The sequence below is a fragment of the Novosphingobium sp. MMS21-SN21R genome (assembly GCF_031846015.1).
Classification (GTDB): Bacteria; Pseudomonadota; Alphaproteobacteria; order Sphingomonadales; family Sphingomonadaceae; genus Novosphingobium.
Window position 1 is genome coordinate 76608 of sequence record NZ_JAVRDU010000004.1, and the last position, 24082, is coordinate 100689.

The following is a 24082-nucleotide window of genomic DNA, read 5'->3' on the forward strand; positions in this document are numbered from 1 at the left end:
AGGGGACTCAGTCCGCCTTGCTCTCGTCCTGCTCGAGGTTCTCGACAACGCCGTCGGCCAGCCCAAGACACAGCGCGGCTTCCTCGCGCGTCAGCACGATCTCGCCCGCAGCCTGATCGGCAAGCTTCCTGCCCAGCACCACCGACACTGCGCGGGCGACCTGCAGTGCGCTCGGCATTTCCCCTCGATCGTCCATCAGTCTGGCTCCTTGGGTCTCGGACACGATTCTGCCTGCGGCAGCGGGTCCAGCGCTTCGCGACCTGTCGGGCATATACCGAACCTGGAGCTGGTTGACGAGGTAAAGGCAGGGGAGGGGCACCCCGGCGCCCGCGTCCCGCGCGGGCTGGGGGCGACCCGCTCTACTCGCTAGGGCGCGCGCCGGCGCTCACGCACCGCCGCCCACCCAAGCTCGCCGGCATGGGATGCCGGCCCTTCGGGTGACGATCGGGGCCAGGGGTGGTGGCGGGAAAGTTGGGGGCATTGGCGCTGCGGCGCACTGCGGCTAGGGTCTGCCTCATGCCCGTCGTCCTCGCTGCCGCCGCCCTTTGCCTTTCGCCTTCGGTCCACGACGGCGACACGATCCGTTGCGGCCGCGAGCGGGTGCGGATCGCCAATATCGATGCGCCCGAACTTCCCGATAGCCCGAAGTGCCAGGACCGGCGGCGGTCTTATGCCTGGTGCGATTTTGCTGCGGGCGAAGCCTCGCGTGTCGCATTGGTCCGGCTGTTGTCGCGGGGCCGGGTGATGATCGAGCGACAAGGGACCGATCCCTATGGGCGAACGCTGGCCACCGTGTCGGTGGGTGGCGTTGACGCTGGCGACTACCTGATCGCGCAGGGGCTCGCGCGTCCCTGGCGTTGAAGGCCCACTTCGAGGGGCGACTGATCGGACCTCCGGGCGCTCTTCACTGGTGCAGCACCCGCGCCTGAGGCCGGGGCAGTTGTGCGGGCGGGTCCAGTTGCGGTGCGCCTCGTTCTGACATTGCCGACGAAGAGGCCGCTCGGCGGCCAGCGGAAGTGTGGTTGGCGCATGCGCACCCGGGGAAAATCCAGGGCAGGGCTGAATGGCGGCCAAGGCTGACGGGTTCAGAGCTTGCTGTCTTTCCGGCATGAATTGACGAAACCGCCCTTCGTTTGCCGATGAACCCTGCGGCGCCAGTCCCTGGCCGCAACCCAAAAGCAGCGGACCGTGAAGCCCTGTGGGCTTGCCGCACCACTCCTCCCTTTTGGGTTTCCCTCACTGCGTTCGGTGCGGGCCCGGGCCTATCGGCGCCGCCTGTCTGGTTCATCGGCGGGCGGTTCCGCCGAATTCAAGACCGGAGAAAGCTCATGAAGAACCTCGTCATCCTGATCGGCCGCATCGCGTCCGCCCCCGAAACCCGCCACGCCGGCGAGACCGCGATCACCTCGTTCACCCTCGTAACCGACCGCCCCAAGCTGGTCGACGGCAAGACGATCAAGAACGAGGCGGGCTACACCGAGACCATCCCCGAGTTCCACCGCATCACCGCCTTCAATGGCCTCGGCACTTCGGTCGCCAAGCACAAGAAGAAGGGCGATCTGGTCGAGGTCCAGGGCCGCCTCCACTACTCGAAGTGGACCGACCGGGAAGGCGTCGAGCGCTACGCGGTCGAGGTCGTCTCCGAGGAAGTCCTCTTCCTCTGAACCGAGCCTGGGAGGCGGCGATGCCGCCTCCCTTCGGGCGTCTCGATCAAAGCCCGATGCGAAAAATTCAACGGCGCGGGCTCTTTTCGCACTTGCAGCATGAACGGATGCGACCCATATCCAGAGTGCCTTTCAGGCATCCTCTCCCAAGACTTTCACGGGGCCGGCAGCAATGCTGGCCCCATTTTTTTGTTCATGGCGCCCGCGAATACCTGCCCATGAACTGGCAATTCCTCGCGGCGCCACATAGGGTCCGGCATCACCAATTCGAGGAAGCGTGACGATCATGGCCGATGAAACCTTGCTGGACCACGTTGCCGACATCGTCTCCGCCCATGTCAGCAACAATTCGGTATCGGCAGCAGACCTTCCGGGCCTGATCCAGTCGGTCTACGCTTCGCTTGCTGCGCTCGGCCAGGCGCCTGAGCCGGTCGACGAAAAGCTGACGCCCGCGGTATCGATCCGCGCGTCGGTCAAGCCTGACGCAGTGACCTGTCTCGACTGCGGTGCGAAGATGAAGATGCTCAAGCGTCACCTCGGCACCGACCACGGCTTGACACCCGCCGAGTACCGCGCGCGTTGGAACCTTCCGGCCGATTATCCGATGGTCGCGCCCGACTACGCCGCGAAGCGCAAGGAACTGGCGGTGCGGATCGGCCTCGGCCGCAAGCCGAAGGCCGCTGTGCCGAACGCGCCCAAGGTCGCCAAGCCGCGCAAGAAGCTCGGTGTCGCGTTCGGATCGGCGGATGCCGCCTGATCCGAGTCCTCATAAGTCATGGATTTAACATAAGAATTATTATCAAGCTACTGAACGCGATCCGGTGGATTCTATCTTGAAGTGCGAAATTCGAGGATTTCTGAGGCCTCAGCCCCACTCGGAGGAACGCATATGGGAGCCCAATATCGCCAGCTTGGACGGGATGATCGCGAGACGATTTCGCGGCTGACAGACGCTCGCATACCTGTGCGCAGGATCGCGGCGCAACTCGGCCGGCATCCGTCCACAATCTACCGCGAGTTACGCCGTAACTTCATGCATGACGAAGAGCCGTTCTTTCGCGGTTACTTTCCGAATGTGGCCCAGAAGTACGCTGCAAACCGTCGGGCGCCTGGTCGCAAACTGGTGCGCGATCCTGAACTGGCAGCCAAGGTGATCGATGGTCTACGAAAGAGTTGGTCGCCGGAGCAGATCGCCGGACGCTTGCGCCACTCGGGCAGTCGGCGGGTCTGCCACGAGACGATCTACCGCTATGTCTATGGCGAAGAAGGCAAGCGCCAAGCGCTCTATCAGCTTTTACCTTGGTCGCGTAGGCGGCGTCGACCGCGCGGCGGCCGCAAGCCACGCGGTCTTCAGATCCCCCACACCAGCTGCATTGGCCAGAGGCCGTCAAGCATCTCGCAAAGAACGGATTTTGGCCATTGGGAGGGCGACCTGGTCATCTTCCGCAAGCAGTTCGGCAAGTCGAATCTGACGTCCATGGTGGAGCGCAAGAGCCGCTTCGTCATGCTCTGGCGCAACCCCAGCCGGACTTCGGCGGGCGTCATGGCTGGCATTGAAGCGAAGCTGGCTCCCCTTCCCTCCGGCCTGCGGCAGAGCATTACCTTTGACCGTGGGACAGAGTTCGCGGCCTACGGCACATTGCGATCCAGGATGGGCATGGACAGCTACTTCTGCGAGCCAAGATCGCCCTGGCAAAAGGGTGGCGTAGAGAACCTCAACGGACGCTTGAGGCGGTTCTTGCCGCTCGATGTCGATATCGCGGCTCTCCCCGTTGACGCGATCGAAGCGGTGTCTGCCAGGCTCAACGACACCCCGCGCAAGTGCCTCGAATACAGGACGCCGCGAGAGGTACTTGCCGAAACCATGGCGGTTCATGGCGCCAAAGATGACGGATCATCCGGGGTGGGGCTCGCCCCACCCCGGATGAAATGGTAACGCTCGACGGATGACGCACTTCAAATGGAACTCACCTCCGGCTGTGGGCAACGCCAAGCAGCAGACTTTCAATCGGAGAACAAGATCGCACGGTAATCCTGCGCGCCATGCAGTATATGGATGATGACGATCTTTTCGACTTCAACCCGATAAAAGATCAGATAATTTCCATGACCGCGCTGTCGTACGCCCTCAGCTTCATAGCGATGAACCAATGGGAAGCGCTGTGGCATTTCGGCAAGGCCAAGGCACTGCTCGCGTAATTCGCGCAAGAAGCTGATCGCACGACCCGGATTATCCCTCGCAATATAGTCGCCAATTGCCTCAAGATCGCATTCGGCTTCCTGGGAAATATGAACGATCATTCGGCCTTGGTGCCCATGGCCCGATATTTCGCCTCAAGGCGATCGAAGACCTCATCTACCGGGATTGTCCTACCACCGTCCGCATCGGCAAGACCGCGAGCGATTGACGCATCAAGCGCAGCCAAGCGGGTTTCGCGATCCTGAATCAGCCGTACGCCTTCGCGCAAAACTTCGCTTTTGGAGTTGTATCGTCCGGTAGCGACGAGACTGGAAACGAAGCTTTCGAGTTGTTGGCCGAGATCCGCACTGATCATAGGGTGCCTCCTTGGTATTACCCATAGCATTTTATCAACAGTTGATAAAGCCGTTTGGTCTATCGCCAATCGCTCCTGCCCGTGGATGAGGTTTCCTGCTGTTCGTTTTGGCGCATTCCTGAGTTCGTGACACATTTTCCATCTTGTGGCATAAGTTCTCTAATATGGCGCGTTGCCCTTGCATCGGCCAGTTGGAGCACTGCCATGACGGTTCAAGTGACGATCACGCCTAACGGCCGAATGAGCCTGCCAGCCGATATCCGCAAGCGGCTCGGCCTGGCCGGTGGCGGTGCCTTGCTCGTCGAGGAAACCGAGGACGGCGTCATCCTGCGAACTGTCGCCCAGTCGATCGCCCACGCTCAGGCACTCGCCAAGAAATACACTGGCGGCAAGCCCGAGGCCTCGGTGGATGCCTTCCTCGCCCGCCGCCGTGAGGAATCGGGCGAATGAGCGAAGTGGTTCTCGATACCTCTGCACTGCTTGCCTTGCTCCAGGACGAGCCAGGTGCCGACAAGGTTGCCAGCGTCATCGCGGAAGCGCGCATGTCCAGCGTCAACTTTGCCGAAGTCGTCAGCCATTTCATCCACGCTGGGATGCCCGCGAGCGAAGTCGATGCGATGCTGAAGCCCTTGCCGATGGCCATCGTCGATGCGGACCACGGCCTTGCAACGATCGCCGGGCGCTTGCGCGCCGCGACGGCCGAAGCCGGCCTGTCGCTCGGCGACCGGTTCTGCCTTGCGCTGGCCCGCCGCGACGGCCTCCCAGCCCTGACTGCCGACAAGCAGTGGCGGACCGTGGCCGATGCCGCCGGTGTCGCCGTTTCCGTGATCCGTTAAGCCATGGCCATATCGAGGGCCTGGTCGGCCCGCTGCGAGGGCTGGACGCCGCAAAGCGAGGACGCGCGCGACGATGGCGACGTCGACTATGCCCGCGTCATCCACTCCGCCTCTTTCCGGCGGCTTCAGGGTAAGACCCAGATCCTCAATCTTGGCGACAGCGATTTCTACCGTACCCGCCTCACCCACTCGCTCGAGGTTGCGCAGATTGCGGGCGGTATCGCGCGCCAGCTTGAGAAGTCCTATCCGGCTCATCCGGCCACGCGGCTTTTGCCCGATCGCGGCACCATCCATTCGATTGGTTGCACACACGACTTCGGCCACCCGCCCTTCGGGCATGGCGGTGAAATCGCGCTCAACTATTGCATGCGCGGTGCTGGCGGCTTCGAAGGGAATGGCCAGACACTGCGCATTCTCGCCCGGCTTGAGAATTTCTCGGCCGGTGCCGGCGCAAACCTCTCGCGCCGCACGATGCTTGGGGTGCTGAAGTACCCCGTCGCATTTGGCCAGGTCGCCAATCCCACGCTTGCCCCTGCCCTGCTCAGCGGCCCGACGACGATCAAAATCCTCGATGGCCGCGCGAGCAAACCACCCAAGTGCTATCTCGAAAGCGAGCAGGACGTGGTCGACTGGATCCTCGCGCCCTTGTCAGCTGCCGACCGCGAGGCCTTTCAGGCTTTCTCGCCGCAGAAAGGCAAGCACGGCAAGCCGCTCCACAAGGCGCTCGATTGTTCAATTATGGATGCCGCTGATGACATTGCCTACGGGGTTCATGACCTTGAAGATGCGATCGCGCTCGATCTCGTCTCCAGGGATGCCTTTGCAGCCGCGCTGCAGGACAATTGCCCTTCGTTTCTCGATGCGCTCAAGGCCAAGTACCCGGATGAAAGCGAGAACGACGTCTTCGCCCAGCTGATCGATGGTCTGTTCGGCGGGGCTGCTTCGCGCAAACGCTTCATCGGCCGCCTGGTCCATCATTTCCTCACCGCGGTCGAGTTCGTCGAGGTCCCGGAGTTTGCCGAGCCGTTCCTGCGCTGGCGCGTGCGCGTTGCCTCGCCTCAGCGAGAATTCCTCGATGTTCTGCAGGACTTCGTCGTGCGCGAAGTGATCACATCGCCCGCCGTCCAGCATCTCGAATTCAAGGGCCAGGGCATGGTCGTGGCCGTGTTCGAGGCGATGCAGGCGGACCCTCAGCGCCTCCTCCCGCGCGACGAATTGGTCAAGTTCGAAGCGGCGGGCGGGAGCTTGCGGATCATCTGCGACTACGTAGCGGCCATGACGGACACGCACCTGCTCAAGACTTACGAGCGCCTGTTTTCCCCGCGCATGGGATCTGTGTTCGATCGGCTGTAGACAATCAAAGGTGATTGTCGATTTCATAATATGTCGGCGCCGAGGACTGGAGTATCGGACTCACGCGACCCGAAGGGCTCGGCATGCAGCGATGCACCGGGTTCTGACTTTACGGCGGCCCGGTTATGCTGGGCCGCCTTTTTTCTGCTTATCATGCCGCCCGTGACACTTTGCCCTCGGACCGACGAAGTGTCACGTTGGATACCATAGTCCGGTATAGTCCCGTCGAACCAGCCATGATGGCGACCGATTGCCCCAACCGATCTCGCCTCCCCGTGCCAGCGCGAAATGCCGGCGCAGGGCGAAGTGTCACCGGCGACAATCGACACGGTCAGGACTTTAGGGGATTCACAGGATTCACCTTTTGTGCTCAATACTGATCCATGCAACCTGAGGCACAAATGGCGAGCGTTGGCGGCATTTACGCCCTTTTGACCGACGTTTCGGCAAGGCCGCGCTATGCCTTCCTCCTGCTACAGCTCGTGGCCGAGCTCGCTGACGAGCGTGGTCATGCCGGTCCTTTTGTCCGTTGCGGCAACGCACAGATGTTGCTGCGTGACTGGTTATCCACCCAGTTGCTGCCCATGAGCGAGCAGAAGCGCCGCAGGGCTCGGCTTCGTTCACGAATCGAGGCGGCCCTCCGGCCCAGCCTGACCGGGGAACGCGACCTCGACGACCCGCGTATCGAGCAGGCTGTCGAGGAACAGGTCCTTGCCGTCGGACGTGCCAATGTCAGCCGGGCTATTTCGGATCTGGTTCGCGCCAAGCTCATGACGCGCCATTACGCAGGTTACGCAACCAACCACCACAACAGAGGCGGGGGACGCCATGTCGTTTATGTGGTGGAACCCTGGGTTCTGCGCCTCTTGCGCAGAACGCCTGAGCCACGCCTACGAGCGAACTCATGTGCGACGGGCCAAGGTGACCTGTTCGCAGCCTGAAACAAAACTCGACGCAGTAATCAGTGGCGACGAATGAAACTCGGTGAGAATTCAGGAGCGGTCGGTCTCCTGCTGGTCCTTCGGGGCGAGGGCCTAATCCGCATCAGTTCTGTTTGCGCGATCCAACAATTCGACGAAGGTGCGAGGCGCCTCTCGGTCGCGCTCGTCCTTGAAGGCGACGTCGAGATCGGGTGCGGCACCCAGCATGTAGAGTAGCGACCACATCGCGAATCTGCGGCCCATGTCGGTTTCCAGACCGATTTCGACCTGCATTCGCTCGATGCCGCCGGCTAGTGCTGCAGGCGAAACCGCTCCGAGATCATCGGTCCCAAAAAAGCGCTGCATCTGGTCATCGAATTCCATTCAAGCCTTGCGTGGCGCCACGACCCCGAGCCATTCTGCAATTGCGGGCCGCACGCCGACAGCGCCTGTGCGCAGATCGTAGAGCTCGCTTTCGCCAAGCTGGACGTGGCAAACGGTGAAGGCTTGTTTGATATCCCTGCTGTTGTCTGTGAAGATCGCGGCATCGGCAACCTTGGATGCTGCCGCAACTGCGCGCTGGGTCTTGGGAAAGCGCTTCAGCAGCCGCTCCATCGGTACGTCATGCCCATGTTTGGCAACGTGCGTTTAAACACGCAGGATCGACAGTTCGGAATTTGTCAGCCCGACGAAGAACAACAGCACGAAATAGCCCGCGCGCTGCATATCCTCGATCAGGTCGATCTTGGAGAGGACCGTCCCGTCGGGTTGCTCCTCCCAATAGGAAAACACGGTCTCCATCGCGAACGGAACCTTGGCCCTCATCGCATCGTCGACTTGCCGGAGCCGTTGTGGCCCGCGAGGACGATCGCCAATGGCTTCTTGGTCTTCTGCTGTGCCGCGAGAATCTCTTCAATGGCCTCTGGAAGACCGGTCAATCGATGACCTCGAACGCACCGTTGATCAGACGCCCTCGATTGATGCGCCCGTTGAGCCGACGAATGAACACGCCAGACTCACCATCGGCGACCGAAAACTGCGGCACATCCTTTTTCGCGCGGATATCGACGCCCGGACGCTCAAGGCGCTTCACGACGCGCTCAAGCGCGGCTGTGCTGCGCTCGACGTTCTTCTTGACCAACCCGGCCGACGGCTTGTTACCGCTGATGGTCACGCTGCCGAACTTCACCTTCGAGCCACGTGCGCCCTTGGTGCGCACGACGACAAACTGACCGTCAGTTCCGGTACGGGAATTGGTGCCTTGCTTCGACAAGTTCTCAAGATAACCTTTCGGGTGAATTCTTGCCACCCCTGACTGCACCGATGGAGCCGCGGCGATGCGCGTTCAATCGAAGCACGACATCCCCCATCCAGCCTGGCATGACTGGTCGGCCTTTGAGCAGCGCCGCTAGATCCTTGTCATCGAGGCGGACTGAGAGATGTGCAATCGCGTTGGCATCCACCTTATTCCGCCCGAGACTGGCCAAAAGCTGGACCACCCCGTTGGCAGCGTCCGAGGCATTGCCCAGGACCGGTGCGCGGCTGTGTTTCAGCGTGACGCTTCGGCCAGCGGCGTTGCGCACGCGGGTTCGTCCTGTTGTCGCGTAGCTCGATCTGGCAGGTACTTGCGTCGATAGGCCAAAACGGTTGGCCGCTGCCGCTGCAGAGGGCGCGAGCCGGTCGCCGCTTTGCGCCGAAACGGCCTGCGCGATCATCTCGGCATCAGGAGTCAGCGCGCCCAGCTTATCGTGCAACTGCGGATAGTCGTAGAGGCCGCGCCCGATCCTGCGGATCTCGCTGGCCTGCGCGAGACGCGACAGCGCCATGTCGACCGAGCCACGCGTGCCGAAGTCGATGAAGTGCTTGGGAGTGAAGACCCACCCCCTCCCTTTCGCGCGAACGCGCTTCATGATTTTGTCAGCCATGGCGGACATGATTCGAGTGCTCCTTTCGTTAGAAAATAGCACATATATTTCTAACAAACCATATCCTCCGGAAGGGCTCCCTGATGACGATCATGATCATCGCCACCGCCTGCACGCCGATCATCAACATTGGGCATTCCAGCGACGGATATGCCTATCATCGGCGGGGTGCCAGCCAACGCCGGTCCGACGAGAAGGAGCGGCCCCGCCAAGATTGTCGCACTCGGTCCCGCGCGCCCTTGCGGGCTGCGCTCCTGCGGGTGCGGCGTTCCGCGCATTGGGCCGCCGGCACTCTCGCCTGCGTCTTCGTCGCCGTCCCGAGCCCGTGCGCTGCACCGGGCCACGGGCCGACTGACGGTCTCCGGCAAGGGGTCCGTCCTTTGTTGCTGGCCGCGCCGGAGCGGCGCAGTCAGGGCGCCCCGCTTCCAACGTGAGTTCTGCCTTGCCGAGGGCGCAATGGCGGGGCGCAGAGGATATGGCGTTTTGCGGTTAACCCCGAACGCCCTTCCCCTTTCAGGCTCAGGGGCTCGGGGGCAAAACCGTAATCTCTCTCTCATCTCGGTGGCTGAGCGAAATCAGCATCGCCATAGCATGACGCCTGGGAGATTGGCGGCAGTCAAGGATCGCGGGCACCCCCCGATTTTGGCCTGCTGCGACTGGCGTCTTGCGAGCAAAAATCGGCTCCCCCCGCGCCCGCTCATCGCGGCGGCAGCGCGTTCGCGCCGCCGTCCCTGACTGCCTGACTCCGGCGTCCCTCCGATGGGCATCTTTCATCAGCGTGATGAGAGACAATTCCTTTTGGAGGCTATCATGACGGACCGTTTCTCGAACTTCGCCGACCTTGCCGAACACTATGCGCGTGAAGTGGCCACGCCCGACTACGCCCGTGCGTTCATGGAGCAGACCGAGTTTGCCAAGCTCTCGATCGAACACGAGCCGAGCAGCAGCGAAATGCCCGATCCCGATACCGCGCAGGCGGCGATCGAGATGATGCTGGCAACGGTCTTCGACCTGTTCCGCGATACCCGGATGGAAGACTTCGCCAGCGAAGTCGCATGGGGCATTGCCAACAGCTTCCATGTCGTCGCCAAGCGGCTCGATGACCGCGAGGATGCCATGGCCAACCGGCTGCAGGAGAAGCTGCGCGAATACGATCCGAGCGAGGTCTATGCGACCGACCTTGAGGATATCACCATGCAGGCGCGCAGCCTTGCCGAATGCCGCGACGCGATGGAGTGCATGCGCGACCATGCGGCCCGCATTTACCTTGTCGAAACCGGCCGCCCCTTCTCGCCGGTGCGTGGGTCGAGGGTATCGTCCAAGACCAACGCCTCGATGATCGAAGCGCGCGACTATCTCGCGGCACAGAAGGCGCAGCGGCGCGAGCAGTTCGCCCCCTCGGGTCCGGTCGTGGTGTTCTCCGGCGGGCAGCAGTTCACCGACATTGCATTGGTGGAAGACTACCTCGATGCGATCCACACCCGGGTGCCGTCGATGGCGCTGGCAACGACCGCGCAAAACAAGGGCGCGGACGTGATCGCAGCAGCATGGGCCTCGCGCCACAATGTGCCGGTGATCCTGTGCAAGCCCGACACCTCGCGGGGACCTTCGGCGCCCTATCAGCGCAATGCGCGCATGCTCGCCTTCAAGCCTGTCGAGGCCGTGGTGTGCAGCGGCGGCGGCATCCAGGCGAACCTCGCCGATCGGCTGCGCGAAGCCCGCATCCCCTTGCACATCGTGCGCGATGCGTCGGCCCAGAACGAGGCTCCGGCGACGCGGGCAAAGGCCCCGGCGCAGGCCGAACGCCCGGCGATGAAGCGCGTCGCCAATGGCGATGATCTCCCGCCGTTCTGAGCGGGGCTGATCCGTTTTCATCGATTAGAAGGGTGTCCGGTCTCCCCCCCGGATGCCCTTCATTTTTGTCGATCGGGACGCGCACAATCATGGCCCGGCTCGCTCGTCTCTTGCCCTCGCCAGTAACGGCCTGGCGGCCTGCTGGCGGGGCGCGAAGCCTTCGCATCGGCCGGGCCGGCAGGAACAGTTCATGGGGCCACCGGGGGGCTGACCAACAGGGTTAAATACTCTCGCAGAATTCCAAGCATGATGGCCGCCATTGGCCCGCGTCAAGAAGGGCGGTTCCCCCAATTTTTACGCCTGAAGAAGGCGAAAAAATCGGCTCCCCCACCCCCGCTGCGCGGCGGGCCGCGGGCGTCCCGTTCCTGACCCGGACCAAGCTCGGCCATCCTTGAGGAGACCTCTTCAATTCCTTTGAAAGGAGGCTCACATGAACGCTCTTACCAAGACCCTCGATATCCCGGCTTTCGACCCCATCAGCTATGACGCCGCAGTTCGCGCCGCCAGCATCCGGGCCCAGCACAGCTTCTTCGACCAGCACGTTATCGAGGACGAGTTCGGCTGCTTCCTCGCCATCGACGAAGGCGATTACAACGCCCTGCCCCAGGACATGATCGACCGGATCGTCCATTCCGTCCCCGGCATGATGGCAGACGACTTCGACGAGGCGAACATCGCCCGGGCCGCAAGCTTCATGAGCGTGGTGATGGATCCCGAATGGGACGCGGATTGCCCGTTCTGAAATGACCATCGGCCGCAGCGCCGGAGGGCTCCGACGAGGGGCTCTCCGGCCCTTTTTTTGTGCGAGTGATAAAACACCGCCGGAGGCCCCCTTGGCTGCCCGCAGGGCGGACAGCAATTCTGGGAGCCCCCGGCGACGCTGGCCTTTTGCAAGGCCGGTTTCAGCTTGCCCGAAGGCGTTTCTCGGCTTCGTCCAAACCGAGCTTTCCGAGAGCGGCGAAGAAGCTTTCGACCCTCTCGAACGGCGCCTTGCCGAGAACCGATTTTTGCATCAGCTCGACGCTGGCCGCCCGCTCGCTGTCGCGCAGTTTCGCCTCGCGTGTTTCCAGCGCTTGACGCTCCTTGGCGATTGCCTGTCTTTCGGCTTCGAGACTTCCTTTCCTGGCCATGATTGTACCTCTTGGGTTGGTGCTGAAACCTCCCACGCGCGAGGATCGTCATCCTGGCCAGCTTGGCAAGCCCCCTGCCCTATCTGTCACGATTGATGCTGTCTCCGAATGCCAATTTGGCAGCGTCGGCGTGCTGCCGAGAGGCCGTGAAATACCCATCCGGATTCGGGCAAAATAACCAAAACCCGCGAGCCATCAAAGCTGCAGGATCAAAGGGAAAAGGTGCAGACCGTACACGGCGGCCCGTAAGGAAGAATGGCGGAAATGCGTGGGTTTACAGGTGATGCGAAGTGATGCGCTTTGTAATACAGCCCGGTGCACCTCGCCGAACCCTCTGAATATCCGGGATTTGGTCGGTATTACAATGTAATACGCGGCCCTCCAGGATGCCTTTGCTTGCCAAGCATTGGGGGATCGCCTAAAACAGGCGTCGCGCAATTCCCACCAGGCCCTTTTCGAAGGGTTTGGTTATGACAGAAACAGTTCTGATTACGGTCCGGCTTCCGCAAGCCCTGGCCGATGCTGCACAGGCTGCGGCAGCTGCAAAACAGGTCTCCCGTTCCAACCTTCTGCGAATCGCGCTCGAGCATTTTCTGGGCGCCGTTTCGGGCACCTCGGAACAGGACCGGCGCCGGCAGTTCTCGTCCGAATATCTGTTCCTCGTTGCCGACCTCATCGTGCAGCGCCAGTACCCCGACGTTCATACCGCGCTGATCACCGAAGCCGAGGCGCGGATGGAGGCGGTCTGTGCCGCGTCCTGACACCTGGTCGGACCGGGCGCGGCCGGGTAAACTCCAGCACCATTCGGCGCGCGGAAACATGCCGCGCAATGCCGGCGACTTCACCCGCGGCTCGCAGCTCATCACGCACGAATTCATGATGTGGTTCGCCTCGGCGAAGATGCCGCTGCTGGTGTGGTTCTTCACCTTCCTGGTGGCGCTTTCGATCGTCCTCGCCCTGCTGCTCGAGAGCCACGAAGTGCAGATGATCCTGATGCGGATCTACGCGACGGGCTGGAGCTTCATGGAGTTCAATCCGCGCAAGATCCTCAACCTCACCCTGCCCTCGGGCCGCGTGATCCCGGCGCCGGTTTCGATGATCGCCAGCCATCCAGACGTGGTCATCGCGTGGAACAAGCTGATGCGGGCAATCTGGGGCTCGGTGTTCATCTCGCTGTTCGTCGCCGTGCCGATCGCGGTGTGGTTCGTCGACTTCTCGAAGCGGCGCGGCAAGTCGATCCTCGAAGAGCGCCACCAGCGCGGCGCGATGCTGGTCGATGGCCCCGAGCTTGGCGCCGTCATCAATGCCCACAATCGCGACATGCTGGACGCGGAAGTCGCCCATCAGCTGCCCGGCAAGACCCTTCAGCAAGTCCTCGCCATGCCGCTTGTCGAGCGCAAGGCGGCGGGCATCCACCACGCTTACTCGATGGCCGGTGTGCCCTTCCCGTGGCGCACCGAGCAGGCCCACACGATCATGATCGGTTCGACCGGAACCGGCAAGACGACCCAGATGCGTGCCCTCATCGCGCAGATGCGTGTGCGGCGCGACCGTGCCGTCGTGTTCGATCTCACCGGGGCCTACGTCGAGGCGTTCTACAACCCCGAGACCGATACCATCCTCAACCCGATGGACGAGCGCTGCCCAAGCTGGTCGGTGTTTGCTGAAGCCAGGAACCACGCTGACTTCACCGGGATCGCCGCCGCTCTGCTTCCCGCCGATGGCGGGGGAGCCGAACCCTTCTGGATGTTGGCCGCGCGCACGCTGTTCGTCGAGACCTGCATCAAGCTCATCAAGCTTGGCGAGGCGACCAACCAGGCGCTTGCGAGCCGGCTGATGATGGCCGACCTCAAGGAAGTCCATAAGCTCCTCGAACACACCGTCGCCGACCCGCTGACCGCGCCTGAAGCAGCCAAGATGGCCGAGTCCATTCGCGCGGTATTCAACACCAACGCGCAGGCCTTGCGGTTCCTGCCCGAAGGCAAGGAGCCGTTCTCGATCAGCGATTGGATCCGCGCCGAGGACAAGCCGGGAGCGATCCTGTTCATCACCTCATCGCACAACGAACTGGTGCTCAACCGGGCGCTGCTGTCGCTCTGGATGAACCTTGCCGTCCATACGCTGATGCGCCTGCCGCGCACCCGGGACTTGCGCACCTGGTTCTTCTTCGACGAGGTCCACGCGCTCCACCGCCTGCCCGCGATCGAGGACGGTTTGCAGACCGCCCGCGGCTTTGGCGGGGCCTTCGTGCTTGGCATCCATTCCTTCGCCAAACTCGCGGAAACCTACGGCAAGGAAGGCGCACAGAACCTTGCCTCGCTTGCGCGCACCAAGCTGATCCTCGCGGCCGCTGATCGCGATACCGCCGAGCACTGCTCGGACTACATCGGTCATCGCGAAGTGCGAATGATGGATGAGGCCTACAGCTACGGATATTCCAACATCCGCGACGCCGCGACGATCACCCCGCGCTCGGAAGTACAGCCGCTCGTTCTGCCCGATGACATCATGAAACTGCCGTCGCTCAGGGGTTTTCTCGTGTTCCCCGAAGGCTTCGATGCTGCCCGGATCAAGCTCACTTACAAGGACTATCCCAAGGTCGCAGAAGGCTATGTTCTGCGCGAGCATGTCGAACCCATCGAGTTCATGCGCGAGACGCAAGCTGACGACGCCGATGAGGCGGGCGGCCGCGAAAACAAGGAAGAGCTCGAACTGGCCCGAGACACAGCGCCCGACGAGGCGCTGAGGCATACCCGTGTGCCGACCCCCAGGCAGGAAGAGCTGAACTTCCCAGTGTCACCGCCGGTCGGCCCGAGCGATCTCCCCGTGTCGAGTTTGGGGCGCTCGATGATTGTCAGTCAGGCGATCGCTGGCAGTCCGTCACAGTCCCAAGCCCGCGAGTCTGAAGCCGGGCCCAAGTCGGTCCAGCAATCGACAAAGAATGCCCCCCAGCGTCAGTCGCAGGCCGCCCGTGAACTTGGCGAAGCGGTCGATGACCGGGGCCGCGATGGCAGAACTCGTGAGGGCGCCAGGGAAGCCGGGTTGGCTAAGGAAGTCGAGCTGGATAGCCCCGCCACCGACGACGGACTGGAGATGTAGCCTATGCACTCCATCGCATCCGTCCGGTCGTCGAGCGGCGCAGCCGACTATTTCGCGAGCGACAACTACTACACGCCTGAGGAGAACGCGGAAGCTGGGGTCTGGGGCGGCGAGGGTGCGCGCGCACTCGGGCTAGAGGGCCAAGTCGAGCGGGATCAGTTCGAGGGCATCCTCAATGGGCGCCTGGCCGATGGGGAGATGATCGGGCAGGTCGAAGGCCGGCGGCTCGGTCTCGATCTCACCTTCTCAATGCCCAAGTCTGCGTCGATCCTGGCGCTCGTCAGCGGCGATCGGCGGATCCTCGATGCCCACCTTGCCGCAGTCAAATCGACCATGTCGCAGCTGGTCGAAAAGCAGTTTGCCGAGAGCCGGAACTACGAGCGCAGCCGTAGCGGCGAGCCCCAGAAGACGGGCAATCTGGTCTATGCCCTGTTCGCCCATGACACGAGCCGCGCGCTCGATCCGCAGGGGCACATCCATGCCGTCGTCGCCAACCTGACCCGCGATCCCAAAGGCACCTGGAAGGCGCTGTGGAATGGCGAAATTTGGAAGAACAACACCACAATCGGCCAGTTCTACCACGCCGCATTCCGCGCCCAGTTGCAGAAGCTCGGCTACGAGACCGATGCCGCCGGCAAGCATGGCTCGTTCGAGATCAAGGGTGTGCCCGCCGAGGTCATCAAGGCCTTCTCGACCCGGGCCAACGAGATCGAGGCCAAGATCGCCGAAACCGGCGCCACCAGCCTCGCGACCAAGAAGCAGATCACGCTCTATACCCGCGATCCCAAACTGGTGCCCGAGGATCGCGGCACGCTTGTTGAAGGCTGGCAGAAACGCGCCGCCGAACTGGGGTTTGATGGCAAGGGCCTGGTGGCCGAAGCCAAGGCACGCGCGGATGTGCAGGCCCGGCCCACGTTTCGGGAAACCGCCACGGCGGCGATCGGCGAAGTCGCCACCCGGATCAATGCGGCGCTGCGCACGCCGAGCCCGCTTGCAGTGAGCGGCGCGGCGGCCCTCTTCCTGCCCGCCGAAACGATCAAGGCCCAGCACGCGACAGCTTCGGCCATCCGCCATCTCTCCGAGCGCGAAGCCGCCTTCTCTCGCCAAGCGATCCTGGCGAGCGCTCTGGGGTTCCAGATCAAGGGGCTCGAGGGTGGCGCGGTGGTCCAGCGCATTGGCGAACTCGTGCGCGATGGCCACCTGATCCCCGGCAGATCCGACCGGCTCGACGGGCACTTCGACCTCGTCACGACGCCGGCGGCATTGGCAATGGAACAGCGGATCCTCGATACGATCGAGAGGGGGCACGGGGCAGGCTGCGTATTCATGCCGCCCGAGGCGGCGATGGCGCGGCTGCAGGAAGCGGCGCGCGAACTGGGGCGCGAGCGCGCCGGGGTCGACACCTGGCAATTGAATGAAGGCCAACTTGCCGCGGGCGTCGCGATCCTCTCCGGCGGCGACCGTTTCCTCAATGTCCAAGGCGTCGCCGGTGCGGGCAAATCGACGCTGCTCGGCGCGCTCGACAAGGTCCTGGACGCGCAAGGGATCAAGCTGGTCGGCCTCGCTTTCCAGAACAAGATGGTCGCCGATCTGCGAGGTGGCGGGGGCCAGGGCATGTCCGCCGACCAGATGCGCGCGGCGGGGATTGAGGCCTATACGATCGCCCGGTTCCTCAGCACCTATGCCTCGGCTGCGGCAGCCGGGTCCGGCGAGCGATTCGAGGCGGCCAAGGCAGCGCTCGCCAACACCGTCATCATCACCGACGAAAGTTCGATGGTCTCCTCGCGCGACATGCTGCGCCTGACGACGCTCGCCGAGCAACTCGACCTCGCCAAGGCGCCGTTCATGGGTGACCGCCAGCAGCTCTCGGCGATCGAGCAGGGCAAGATGTTCGCGGTGTCGCAGGCTTCAGGCCAAGCGACCGTGCGGATGGACGAGAACATTCGCCAGAAAAACTCTCCGCTCCTGCTTGCCGTTGCCGGGCTCTCGAACGAGGGGCACACCGGTCTCGCCCTCGAATTGCTCGCGGCGCACGGCCGGGTTATCGAAGCCGGACCGGACCATGTCGCGCGCGCCGCCGATCTGTGGTTGTCGCTGACGCCCGAGAAGCGCGAGGCGACCGCGATCTTCACCGCCGGGCGCGACGACCGCGCCGAGATCAACACGCGGGTTCAGGTGGGGCTGCTCAAGGAGGGCACCCTCACCGGCGCTGGCGTCGCCCTCACCACCCTGCAGAGCGCCAATGCGACGCGCGAGGAACTGCGCTTCGCCTCTACCTACCGGACAGGCCAGGTTGTCGAAGCGCGGATGGATGTGCGCGAGGTCGGCCTCGGGCGCGGTGAGTATCAGGTGAGCGAGGTGCGCAAGGACGGCAAGGTCGTGCTCGAGCGCGATGGCAAGCGCAAGGTCATCGACCCCGACCGGATCAACCCGGACCACCGCTTCGACCGGCTCGGGCTTTACGAGCAGAAGCAGATAAGGGTTCACGACGGCGAGACCGTGTTCTGGCGCGACAAGGACGCGGGCCGCGACATCGCCAAATCGACCTACGCCACCGTCCTCGAAGCCCGCGCAGAAGGAATCCGCGTGGAGCTCGCCGACAAGCGGCAACTGGTCCTCGCCCCCAGCGATCCGATGCTGCGCCGCCTCGACCTTGGCTATGCGCTCAATGCCCACATGGCGCAGGGGATGACCAAGCCCGAGGCGATCGAGGTTATCTCATCTGCCCAGCGCAATCTCGCGACCCAGCGCACGCAAAATGTCCTCAATACGCGAGCGACCGACGACATGGTGGTCGTCACCAACAACCTCGATTCCCTGAAGCAGCAGCTCGACCGCACCCCCGGCAACAAGACCTCCGCGCTCGAAGTGACCGGCAAGGTCGAGGTGGAACCACGCCATGCCAATCCTATCGATAGCAGGCAAGTGCCCGAACTCAGGATGAGTCCCGAGCTCAAGGCCAAGCTCGATGCGGTGCTGGGACCTGCGCCGCAAGCCCCGGTGCGGCAGCTTCCCGTCCCTGAAAAATCGCTGGGGCTCGACCTGTGAGGGCGCGGTTCACCGTTTCTCCTGAGGCTGCGGCCCGCGTGTTCGACCGCGCCCATGCCACCCTCGTCTGGCTCGCGGTCCTGGTCTTCTTGTCTTCCGAGCCTTCGGTGCGCGGCCTGGCGCTCGCGGCGATGGCCGCGGTCACCCTGGCGTCGAGCATTGTCGCCTGCCTTGCCAAAGCGACCTGCCCCAACCCGTTGTCCCACAATCAGGAGACTGATCATGGCCTATGAGCATGATGAAATCGGCGACTTTGCCAGCGAGCGCGATGCGCAGGACTGGGCCGAACGCAACAACATCGATCCATCAGATCTCCACTTCCGCGCCCGCGGCAAGCGGGGTGTCACCCTGAGCGTGCGCCGGTCGGCGCTCGGGGATTCATCGCAAGCCGACCTCTCGTTCGGTCGCCGGACCGGCTTTTTCTGACAACCAAGGAGACTGAAGATGAAGCCTTGTTTCTGCCTGATCGCGGCCATGCTCGCCGCCGCGGCCACCCCTGCCCTCGCCTCTGAGGCAAGCCTTTCGGCGCCGCCTGCCCCTGCGGCTGCCCAGCGATCGGCCGATCGCCAGGCGATGGGTGAACAGGCTCGCCAAGGTCTGGCCCGGCTGCGCGAGGAACTCGAGGCGCGCAAGCGGGATGCCAAGCAAGCCGCGCCGGACGCCCAAATTGAAGCCAATGGGCTGTGCTCGGACTGCCCTGACAAGGACGCCGAGGTCCATCACCATTCCGTCAGCAAGGAGCGCAAGGCCGACTGCCCCGAGTGCATCGAACCCGCAGTCTACGCCTGACGGGGTGCGGCGCGGTCCGGGCCACCTCCCACCGGACCGCGCCGTTTTCCCGCCGACTATCCCGGCTGTAATTGGGCGGCGAGCCCTGCTAGACGACATGCGTCCATCGCAGCCTGTGCTGGCACATTACTTCCCTTAACTCATTTTGATTTGTCCAATGAACCTTCCTGCGCGCGGCTCGGCCAACACCATTACGGGAACCATTGAAGCGGGCGCGCGGGGACCGATCCTGCGCGATGCGGACGGCGTGGCCTGGCGATTGCATTTTGGCGACGACCCGGTGCCCGATGGTCTCGAGGGACTGGTCAGTGTTCGCGGCAAGATCATTCAGCCCGACCGGATCGATGTCGAGTTCTGCAGGCAATTGGGCCAGATTGAATAAATACGGTCCGCAAAGTCGGCACGTCCGCGCTGGATCCTGGGACGCGTGTGCACAAGTCGAGTATTACGGTTCAGAGGCGGCGAAATTGCTTTCGCTTAGTCAAACGGCTCGCCGTTACAGACACATACCTAACTCGCACCATTTCAGAGCCATTATTCGGCAAATTTAACCTGGTGAAATATTGACAGATTATTGCGTTTGAACAATCGTTTGCGAGGATAAAGGCTTCGGGGGCGGCTTGATGCAAATGCAGCGATTGCTGATCGATCGAAGTACGCTCGACCTGATCACCGCCGATGCCCAGGACTTCCTCAACGTGCTCAATGCCGCCGGGCTCCACCAGGCCTCGGCCATGATGCTAAGCGTGATCGAGCAGTTGCAGGCCGACCGGGCAAACCTGCCGGACGAGCGCGGCAATGCCGTGCAATCCCCCAAGCCAGGCTGAGCCCACCTACTTGAGATTGCCCGCCGGCACGCCGAACGGGATGACCCGGCCGTCGGCTCCGGCTTCACGCGTCCCTTGCCCGTAGGTCCTGCCGTCCAGTTCAAACGTCGGCCCAAACCGGACAATCGTCGCCACATCCGCGGCCTCATGATCCGCAAGGGACTCAATCGCGGCAAGCACGCTTTCGCGCGAAGAATAGATGTCTTCGCGCATCAACAGCCGCGCCATCGACGCTGAACGGTCGCAAATGGCGGCCGCGATCTTCTGGTGCATTCGGAAGGACTCCTCGGCCTCGTCGGCCCGCTGCGACCAGGCAATCCGGCGATGGAGCGCGTTGGGCAGGACCATGCGCGCCATGTCGGGTATCTGCGGAATGCGGGACATGCGCATCACCTCGATGTGGAAGCGCAGGTTCTCGAGGACCACACGTTCAAGCGCTTCGGGATCACCGGGTGGTGGTTCGCGCGCTTCCGCCGAAAGCGCGGTCAGCAATGAAATCTCGGCAGCGGTCGCGCGCTCAGCGGCCCGGAAGGCGGCCAGACCTTCAAAGTTGGCCCGCATCTCGAAGAGATCCTCGACCTCTTCATGGCCCCAAGTGCGCACCACAAACCCACTCCGCCCCTGGCGGGTAAGGTAGCCTTCATGGGCGAGAGCACCCAGCACTTCAGCGACTGCGACCGGACGGCTCGCATAGACTTCGGCCACGTCCGCTTTCGCAATCACCTGTCCGGGCAGATAGCGCGCGGACAGGATCCCGAACCTGATTTCGAGGAACATGAGTTCAGAAAGAGACTGCGCTCTGGTCAATCGACCTCCCTTGTGGGCGAGTTCTTGCCCGCCGCATCATTGCGGTGAACCTAGCACAATTTCGATTTGATTTCCGAATCCGGATGGTTCGGATTATCCGGACTTTGTCATCAGCGGGCTAGTTGGGACATCGGTGGCGAAAACGAAGTTGCCAGACCTGCGAAAGATTGCCTGCCCGGCGAGGCATGTCTTCGCTTTGCTTCGCGAGCCACGCAAGCGGCAGCGCTATGACGACCCCGGACAGCTCCCCGGCTTTCAGGATCTCGCTGCGGACGATGCGTCATGCTTCGTCCAGGAGCTCATCGTCCTCGGCCTGGTTGTTCGCGACCATGGCCGTTTCACCATTGTCGACTGGACGATCGAGCGCATCGTCGAGCATCTGGCGCTCGCCGGGGCCATTCAGGTGCTGGCCGCCTCTGAGGTAGCTGCACTCCACGGCAAGGCCGATTTTTCTTGCCTTGAGGACATCAATGCCGCCCTCAAATCCTACGAGACACAGGCCGATAACCTGCTGCAGGGCGCCTTTCTCGATTACCAATGGCATCTCGAACTCGTCCGCTTGAGCGGCAATCGGGCCGCCTTTGCCACCTACGCCAAGGCCATCCCGCCGGCGGTCTGGATCGCCGGGGCCAACTACTTCCAACTCGACGAGGCACGCAGCTCGCTTATCGAACATGACCGCCTGGTCACATACATGAAGGCCGGTGATACGCTGCGCGCGCGCGATGCCGTGTCGTTTCATGTCGAGGAAGCAGCGGCGCAGATCCGCCGCGCAGGCGCTGCAAGGGTCGAGAGCTATCCCGTAGACAATTGTACGTGAGTTTCGTTTGGACAGAATTGAGCGACGTGGCGAATGAGCCGGCAACATTCGACCACCTTACGCCGTTCCCCCAATCGTTCGCGAGCGACTGCTGCTCGCAACTGCGGTCGTTCGGGTGAAATGAAGCGATCAGGCGGAAGGCGTTAACATTCCAGAGTTTGGCCGCTGGCTGATCGCCCTGCTGATACCTTCAGATCAATCGCGCTGGCGCAGTGAGGTGCCGACCTATTTCAAGGACGCCTGCCAGGTTCCCACACTGTCATGACAAAGCGCACTGGTTCTGTGCCATTGCAAGCATAGGCATGGGGGCAGTCGGTGCGCGCGTGGGCTGATGCACCTTGTGGCAAGATCTCTCCATTCCCTTCAATCTCGACCAGTAGCGAGCCATCGAGCACGTGAAGCAGTTCCTGTGTTCCCGCCGAGTGGCTGTCCCCATCGAAACGCTCTCCGGGGAAAAGTGTCCAGATCCATTGCTCCAGCATGTCGGGCCCATCGGAACCAACCAGCAGAATCGCCGATCCCCCGTTCGGACCGCGCCACAGTTCGCGCGCGCCATCGGGTGGAATGATCTGCAAACGGCTGGGCACTGCTTGCGACAAATCCAGCAAATCAGTGACCGACAGCCGCAATCCGGCAGCCAGACGGCAAAGCGTTGCAATGCTGGGATTGGCTTTGCCCTGTTCGATCGCAACGACCATGCCCTTGCTGATCCCGCACTGGCTGGCGAGCTGGTCGAACGACATGTCGCGCTGACGGCGCAAAGCTGCGATGCGCCCCGCCAATGCCAGATGCATGGCATCGGCAAGATCTCGCCCTTGCGCTTCGAGGCGCTCAGTTGCCTCGGTCATTATATTGACTTTATCGGTCATTGGTTCAAGGTGGCCTTATGCAGGCCAACCGTCAATGGCCTTGGGAGCCGATTACACCATGTTTGTCGAGCCGATCATTGCCGATGCGATATTTGCACTCCGCCCAGATTTCGCGGCGTTGAGCGTCTCCGCCTCGGGCCTTGTCAATCGCCCCACTGCCGAGCCGGTCGCGGTGCCGTGCTCGCTTCCCTGGGCCGAAAGTCACTTTGATGCCTGGCGTCACGCCTATCGTGGATTCGGCGCCAAACCGCAACGCACGCCAAGCTCGGCCGAAGCGCTACGCAACCGGGTGGAGCGCAGCGGCAGCGTTCCGGCCATCAATGCCATCGTCGATCTCTACAACGCGATCAGCCTGCGCCATGCCGTGCCTGTGGGCGGCGAAGATGCCGCGCTTTTTAAGGGGCAGCCACGCCTGATCCGTGCGCTTGGGGGTGAGCCGTTTGATACCATGGCCGATGGCAAGGCCAAGATGGAACAGGTCGATCAAGGCGAAGTGGTCTGGCGCGATGACCTGGGCGTAACTTGTCGCCGCTGGAATTGGCGACAGGGCGTGCGCACGCGGATCAGCGAAAAGACCACCGCCGTCTGGTTCGTGCTCGAACGGCTAGAGCCGATGCCGATCGATGCCCTGCGAGCTGCGGGTCAAGACTTGATCGACGGCTTGCGGCAACTCCATCCAGGCGCAAAGATTGCGCAAGGATTGATCGATCAATCCGGATGGACCGCATTCTGATGGCGTGGATATTCGGGTTACTTGCCGCTCTGGCTTTTGGCGGAGGCGACTTTTTGGGCGGCCTTTCGGCACGGCGCACCACATGGGGGCAGGTTGCGCTTATGTCCCAATTGAGCGGCCTTCTGCCATTGACGGCGATGGCATTTGTTCAAGGTGGCTCCGTTGATCAACATGCATTTGGATGGAGCCTCGGCGCCGGAGTGGGTGAGGCTGCCGGGATCTGCCTTCTCTACAAGGCTCTGGCTGAAGGGCAGATGGCAGTCGTGGCTCCGGTGACCGCATTGCTCGCGATTGCACTTCCTGTTCTGGTAACGATGGCGACAGGTCCCATGCCCGGGCTTCTGGCGCTGGCCGGTATTGCTGCGGCCGTCCCGGCACTCATTTTGATCAGCCGGGAGCCCTCGGCTAGAGAACTGGGTCCGATAGTCTCCAAATCATTGCTTGGCGCTGTCGCCGCAGGGTTTGGCGTCGCCATGTTCATGATCTGCCTTTCGCAAGCCGCTAGCGGGGGAGTGATGCCAGCCCTCATCGCGCGCGGAACTTGTGCGGGAACGACAGCAGCGGTTCTTGCTGCGAGTGGTGCTTTTGCGGGTCAAGGCAGGCTGCGTGGCTGGACCTTGGTGGGGACGTTCATGGCTGGTGTTTGGGACGCCACCGCTACGATCTGCCTGCTGGCGGCGATGCGCCTCGGAAGTCTGGCAAACGCAGCAACGCTCGCCTCTTTATACCCAGCGGTTACCATAATCCTTGCAGCCATCGTGCTGCGCGAACGGCTGTCACCGAGCCAACATTGCGGCCTCGCCATGGCGGGACTTGCCGTCATGGCCATCACCCAATCCACTTGAGGCAGGAG

Annotated in this window: 33 protein-coding genes; 20 read left to right on the forward strand and 13 right to left on the reverse strand. The window is 62.7% G+C overall.

The window, feature by feature from the left end:
* Positions 1-7: 7 nt before the first annotated feature.
* Positions 8-196: a hypothetical protein gene (locus RM192_RS19370; RefSeq protein WP_311509333.1), complete on the reverse strand. Its 189-nt coding sequence runs from the start codon at positions 194-196 to the stop codon at positions 8-10.
* Between the two features lie 320 nt (positions 197-516).
* On the opposite strand from RM192_RS19370, the gene RM192_RS19375 reads away from it, so the two are divergent.
* Together RM192_RS19375 and RM192_RS19380 are read left to right on the forward strand one after the other, a co-directional pair.
* Complete coding sequence (locus RM192_RS19375; protein ID WP_293680351.1) at positions 517-861, forward strand: thermonuclease family protein; 345 nt, start codon at positions 517-519, stop codon at positions 859-861.
* Between the two features lie 467 nt (positions 862-1328).
* Positions 1329-1664, forward strand: coding sequence for a single-stranded DNA-binding protein (locus tag RM192_RS19380; RefSeq protein ID WP_311509334.1), 336 nt, complete (start codon positions 1329-1331; stop codon positions 1662-1664).
* A 132-nt stretch (positions 1665-1796) separates the two neighbouring features.
* Here the strand turns inward: RM192_RS19380 and RM192_RS19385 are convergent, their stop codons facing one another.
* Complete coding sequence (locus RM192_RS19385) at positions 1797-1952, reverse strand: hypothetical protein (RefSeq protein ID WP_311509336.1); 156 nt, start codon at positions 1950-1952, stop codon at positions 1797-1799.
* Here RM192_RS19385 and RM192_RS19390 point away from each other — a divergent pair.
* Both RM192_RS19390 and RM192_RS19395 read left to right on the forward strand, forming a co-directional pair.
* On the forward strand, positions 1951-2421 hold the full coding sequence (locus RM192_RS19390) for a MucR family transcriptional regulator (RefSeq protein ID WP_311509338.1): 471 nt from the start codon (positions 1951-1953) through the stop codon (positions 2419-2421). The two genes, RM192_RS19385 and RM192_RS19390, sit on opposite strands and share 2 nt — an antisense overlap.
* A gap of 132 nt (positions 2422-2553) precedes the next feature.
* On the forward strand, positions 2554-3600 hold the full coding sequence (locus tag RM192_RS19395) for an IS30 family transposase (RefSeq protein WP_311509339.1): 1047 nt from the start codon (positions 2554-2556) through the stop codon (positions 3598-3600).
* A gap of 68 nt (positions 3601-3668) precedes the next feature.
* On the opposite strand, the gene RM192_RS19400 is transcribed toward RM192_RS19395, so the two are convergent.
* Together RM192_RS19400 and RM192_RS19405 are read right to left on the reverse strand one after the other, a co-directional pair.
* Positions 3669-3965: a type II toxin-antitoxin system RelE/ParE family toxin gene (locus tag RM192_RS19400; RefSeq protein WP_311509340.1), complete on the reverse strand. Its 297-nt coding sequence runs from the start codon at positions 3963-3965 to the stop codon at positions 3669-3671.
* The gene (locus RM192_RS19405; RefSeq protein WP_311509342.1) at positions 3962-4219 is read right to left on the reverse strand and encodes a type II toxin-antitoxin system ParD family antitoxin; all 258 of its coding nucleotides are present in this window, start codon (positions 4217-4219) and stop codon (positions 3962-3964) included. Before RM192_RS19405 ends, RM192_RS19400 begins: the two co-directional genes overlap by 4 nt.
* Before the next feature lie 204 nt (positions 4220-4423).
* Between RM192_RS19405 and RM192_RS19410 the strand changes: the two genes are divergently transcribed.
* Genes RM192_RS19410 through RM192_RS19420 form a run of 3 tightly spaced genes read left to right on the forward strand, consistent with a single transcriptional unit; the run spans position 4424 to position 6408 of the window.
* The gene (locus tag RM192_RS19410) at positions 4424-4669 is read left to right on the forward strand and encodes an AbrB/MazE/SpoVT family DNA-binding domain-containing protein (RefSeq protein WP_100868332.1); all 246 of its coding nucleotides are present in this window, start codon (positions 4424-4426) and stop codon (positions 4667-4669) included.
* Positions 4666-5055: a type II toxin-antitoxin system VapC family toxin gene (locus RM192_RS19415; RefSeq protein ID WP_311509344.1), complete on the forward strand. Its 390-nt coding sequence runs from the start codon at positions 4666-4668 to the stop codon at positions 5053-5055. The genes RM192_RS19410 and RM192_RS19415 overlap by 4 nt, the downstream gene beginning before the upstream one ends.
* A 3-nt stretch (positions 5056-5058) precedes the next feature.
* Positions 5059-6408 carry an anti-phage deoxyguanosine triphosphatase gene (locus RM192_RS19420; RefSeq protein ID WP_311509346.1) on the forward strand — a complete coding sequence of 450 codons (1350 nt, stop codon included), beginning with the start codon at positions 5059-5061 and terminating at the stop codon, positions 6406-6408.
* A gap of 620 nt (positions 6409-7028) precedes the next feature.
* Here the strand turns inward: RM192_RS19420 and RM192_RS19425 are convergent.
* From RM192_RS19425 to RM192_RS19450, 6 genes are all read right to left on the reverse strand, one after another.
* Complete coding sequence (locus RM192_RS19425; protein WP_311509348.1) at positions 7029-7190, reverse strand: hypothetical protein; 162 nt, start codon at positions 7188-7190, stop codon at positions 7029-7031.
* Between the two features lie 252 nt (positions 7191-7442).
* Positions 7443-7712, reverse strand: a complete 270-nt coding sequence (locus tag RM192_RS19430; RefSeq protein ID WP_311509349.1) for a hypothetical protein — start codon at positions 7710-7712, stop codon at positions 7443-7445.
* Entirely contained in the window at positions 7713-7943 is a 231-nt protein-coding gene (locus RM192_RS19435; RefSeq protein WP_311509350.1) for a hypothetical protein, read from the reverse strand.
* Between the two features lie 33 nt (positions 7944-7976).
* The gene (locus tag RM192_RS19440) at positions 7977-8153 is read right to left on the reverse strand and encodes a hypothetical protein (protein WP_311509351.1); all 177 of its coding nucleotides are present in this window, start codon (positions 8151-8153) and stop codon (positions 7977-7979) included.
* 109 nt (positions 8154-8262) lie between these two features.
* Positions 8263-8601, reverse strand: coding sequence for a hypothetical protein (locus tag RM192_RS19445; protein WP_311509352.1), 339 nt, complete (start codon positions 8599-8601; stop codon positions 8263-8265).
* A gap of 4 nt (positions 8602-8605) precedes the next feature.
* Positions 8606-9262 (reverse strand): DUF6088 family protein, encoded by a 657-nt coding sequence (locus tag RM192_RS19450; RefSeq protein ID WP_311509353.1) that lies wholly within the window; start codon positions 9260-9262, stop codon positions 8606-8608.
* Between the two features lie 801 nt (positions 9263-10063).
* Here RM192_RS19450 and RM192_RS19455 point away from each other — a divergent pair.
* Entirely contained in the window at positions 10064-11107 is a 1044-nt protein-coding gene (locus RM192_RS19455; RefSeq protein ID WP_311509354.1) for a DUF2493 domain-containing protein, read from the forward strand.
* A 430-nt stretch (positions 11108-11537) separates the two neighbouring features.
* Complete coding sequence (locus RM192_RS19460) at positions 11538-11849, forward strand: hypothetical protein (RefSeq protein WP_311509356.1); 312 nt, start codon at positions 11538-11540, stop codon at positions 11847-11849.
* 160 nt (positions 11850-12009) lie between these two features.
* On the opposite strand, the gene RM192_RS19465 is transcribed toward RM192_RS19460, so the two are convergent.
* Positions 12010-12273: a hypothetical protein gene (locus tag RM192_RS19465; protein ID WP_311509357.1), complete on the reverse strand. Its 264-nt coding sequence runs from the start codon at positions 12271-12273 to the stop codon at positions 12010-12012.
* Positions 12274-12707: 434 nt separating this feature from the next.
* On the opposite strand from RM192_RS19465, the gene RM192_RS19470 reads away from it, so the two are divergent.
* The 8 genes from RM192_RS19470 (at position 12708) to RM192_RS19505 (ending at position 20000) form a co-directional block, all read left to right on the forward strand.
* Positions 12708-12998, forward strand: a complete 291-nt coding sequence (locus tag RM192_RS19470; RefSeq protein WP_293681014.1) for a ribbon-helix-helix protein, CopG family — start codon at positions 12708-12710, stop codon at positions 12996-12998.
* A complete protein-coding gene (locus RM192_RS19475) occupies positions 12985-15336 on the forward strand; it encodes a type IV secretion system DNA-binding domain-containing protein (protein WP_311509358.1) in 2352 nt (783 codons plus the stop codon). Before RM192_RS19470 ends, RM192_RS19475 begins: the two co-directional genes overlap by 14 nt.
* Before the next feature lie 3 nt (positions 15337-15339).
* On the forward strand, positions 15340-18384 hold the full coding sequence (mobF, locus tag RM192_RS19480; protein WP_311509359.1) for a MobF family relaxase: 3045 nt from the start codon (positions 15340-15342) through the stop codon (positions 18382-18384).
* Between the two features lie 38 nt (positions 18385-18422).
* The gene (locus RM192_RS19485; protein ID WP_311509360.1) at positions 18423-18617 is read left to right on the forward strand and encodes a hypothetical protein; all 195 of its coding nucleotides are present in this window, start codon (positions 18423-18425) and stop codon (positions 18615-18617) included.
* Complete coding sequence (locus tag RM192_RS19490) at positions 18607-18810, forward strand: hypothetical protein (RefSeq protein ID WP_010890958.1); 204 nt, start codon at positions 18607-18609, stop codon at positions 18808-18810. Before RM192_RS19485 ends, RM192_RS19490 begins: the two co-directional genes overlap by 11 nt.
* A gap of 18 nt (positions 18811-18828) precedes the next feature.
* Positions 18829-19173: a hypothetical protein gene (locus RM192_RS19495; RefSeq protein ID WP_311509361.1), complete on the forward strand. Its 345-nt coding sequence runs from the start codon at positions 18829-18831 to the stop codon at positions 19171-19173.
* Between the two features lie 157 nt (positions 19174-19330).
* Positions 19331-19555, forward strand: a complete 225-nt coding sequence (locus RM192_RS19500) for a DUF5818 domain-containing protein (protein WP_311509362.1) — start codon at positions 19331-19333, stop codon at positions 19553-19555.
* Positions 19556-19802: 247 nt separating this feature from the next.
* Complete coding sequence (locus RM192_RS19505; RefSeq protein ID WP_311509363.1) at positions 19803-20000, forward strand: hypothetical protein; 198 nt, start codon at positions 19803-19805, stop codon at positions 19998-20000.
* Between the two features lie 6 nt (positions 20001-20006).
* Here RM192_RS19505 and RM192_RS19510 read toward each other — a convergent pair whose 3' ends face one another.
* Positions 20007-20777 carry a GntR family transcriptional regulator gene (locus tag RM192_RS19510; protein WP_311509364.1) on the reverse strand — a complete coding sequence of 257 codons (771 nt, stop codon included), beginning with the start codon at positions 20775-20777 and terminating at the stop codon, positions 20007-20009.
* A gap of 226 nt (positions 20778-21003) precedes the next feature.
* On the opposite strand from RM192_RS19510, the gene RM192_RS19515 reads away from it, so the two are divergent.
* Positions 21004-21627, forward strand: a complete 624-nt coding sequence (locus RM192_RS19515; RefSeq protein WP_311509365.1) for an FCD domain-containing protein — start codon at positions 21004-21006, stop codon at positions 21625-21627.
* A gap of 230 nt (positions 21628-21857) precedes the next feature.
* Here the strand turns inward: RM192_RS19515 and RM192_RS19520 are convergent, their stop codons facing one another.
* Entirely contained in the window at positions 21858-22496 is a 639-nt protein-coding gene (locus RM192_RS19520) for an XRE family transcriptional regulator (protein WP_311509366.1), read from the reverse strand.
* Between the two features lie 34 nt (positions 22497-22530).
* On the opposite strand from RM192_RS19520, the gene RM192_RS19525 reads away from it, so the two are divergent.
* Both RM192_RS19525 and RM192_RS19530 read left to right on the forward strand, forming a co-directional pair.
* On the forward strand, positions 22531-23229 hold the full coding sequence (locus tag RM192_RS19525) for a phenylalanine--tRNA ligase beta subunit-related protein (protein ID WP_311509367.1): 699 nt from the start codon (positions 22531-22533) through the stop codon (positions 23227-23229).
* Positions 23214-24074, forward strand: a complete 861-nt coding sequence (locus tag RM192_RS19530) for an EamA family transporter (protein WP_311509368.1) — start codon at positions 23214-23216, stop codon at positions 24072-24074. Before RM192_RS19525 ends, RM192_RS19530 begins: the two co-directional genes overlap by 16 nt.
* Positions 24075-24082 lie beyond the last annotated feature (8 nt).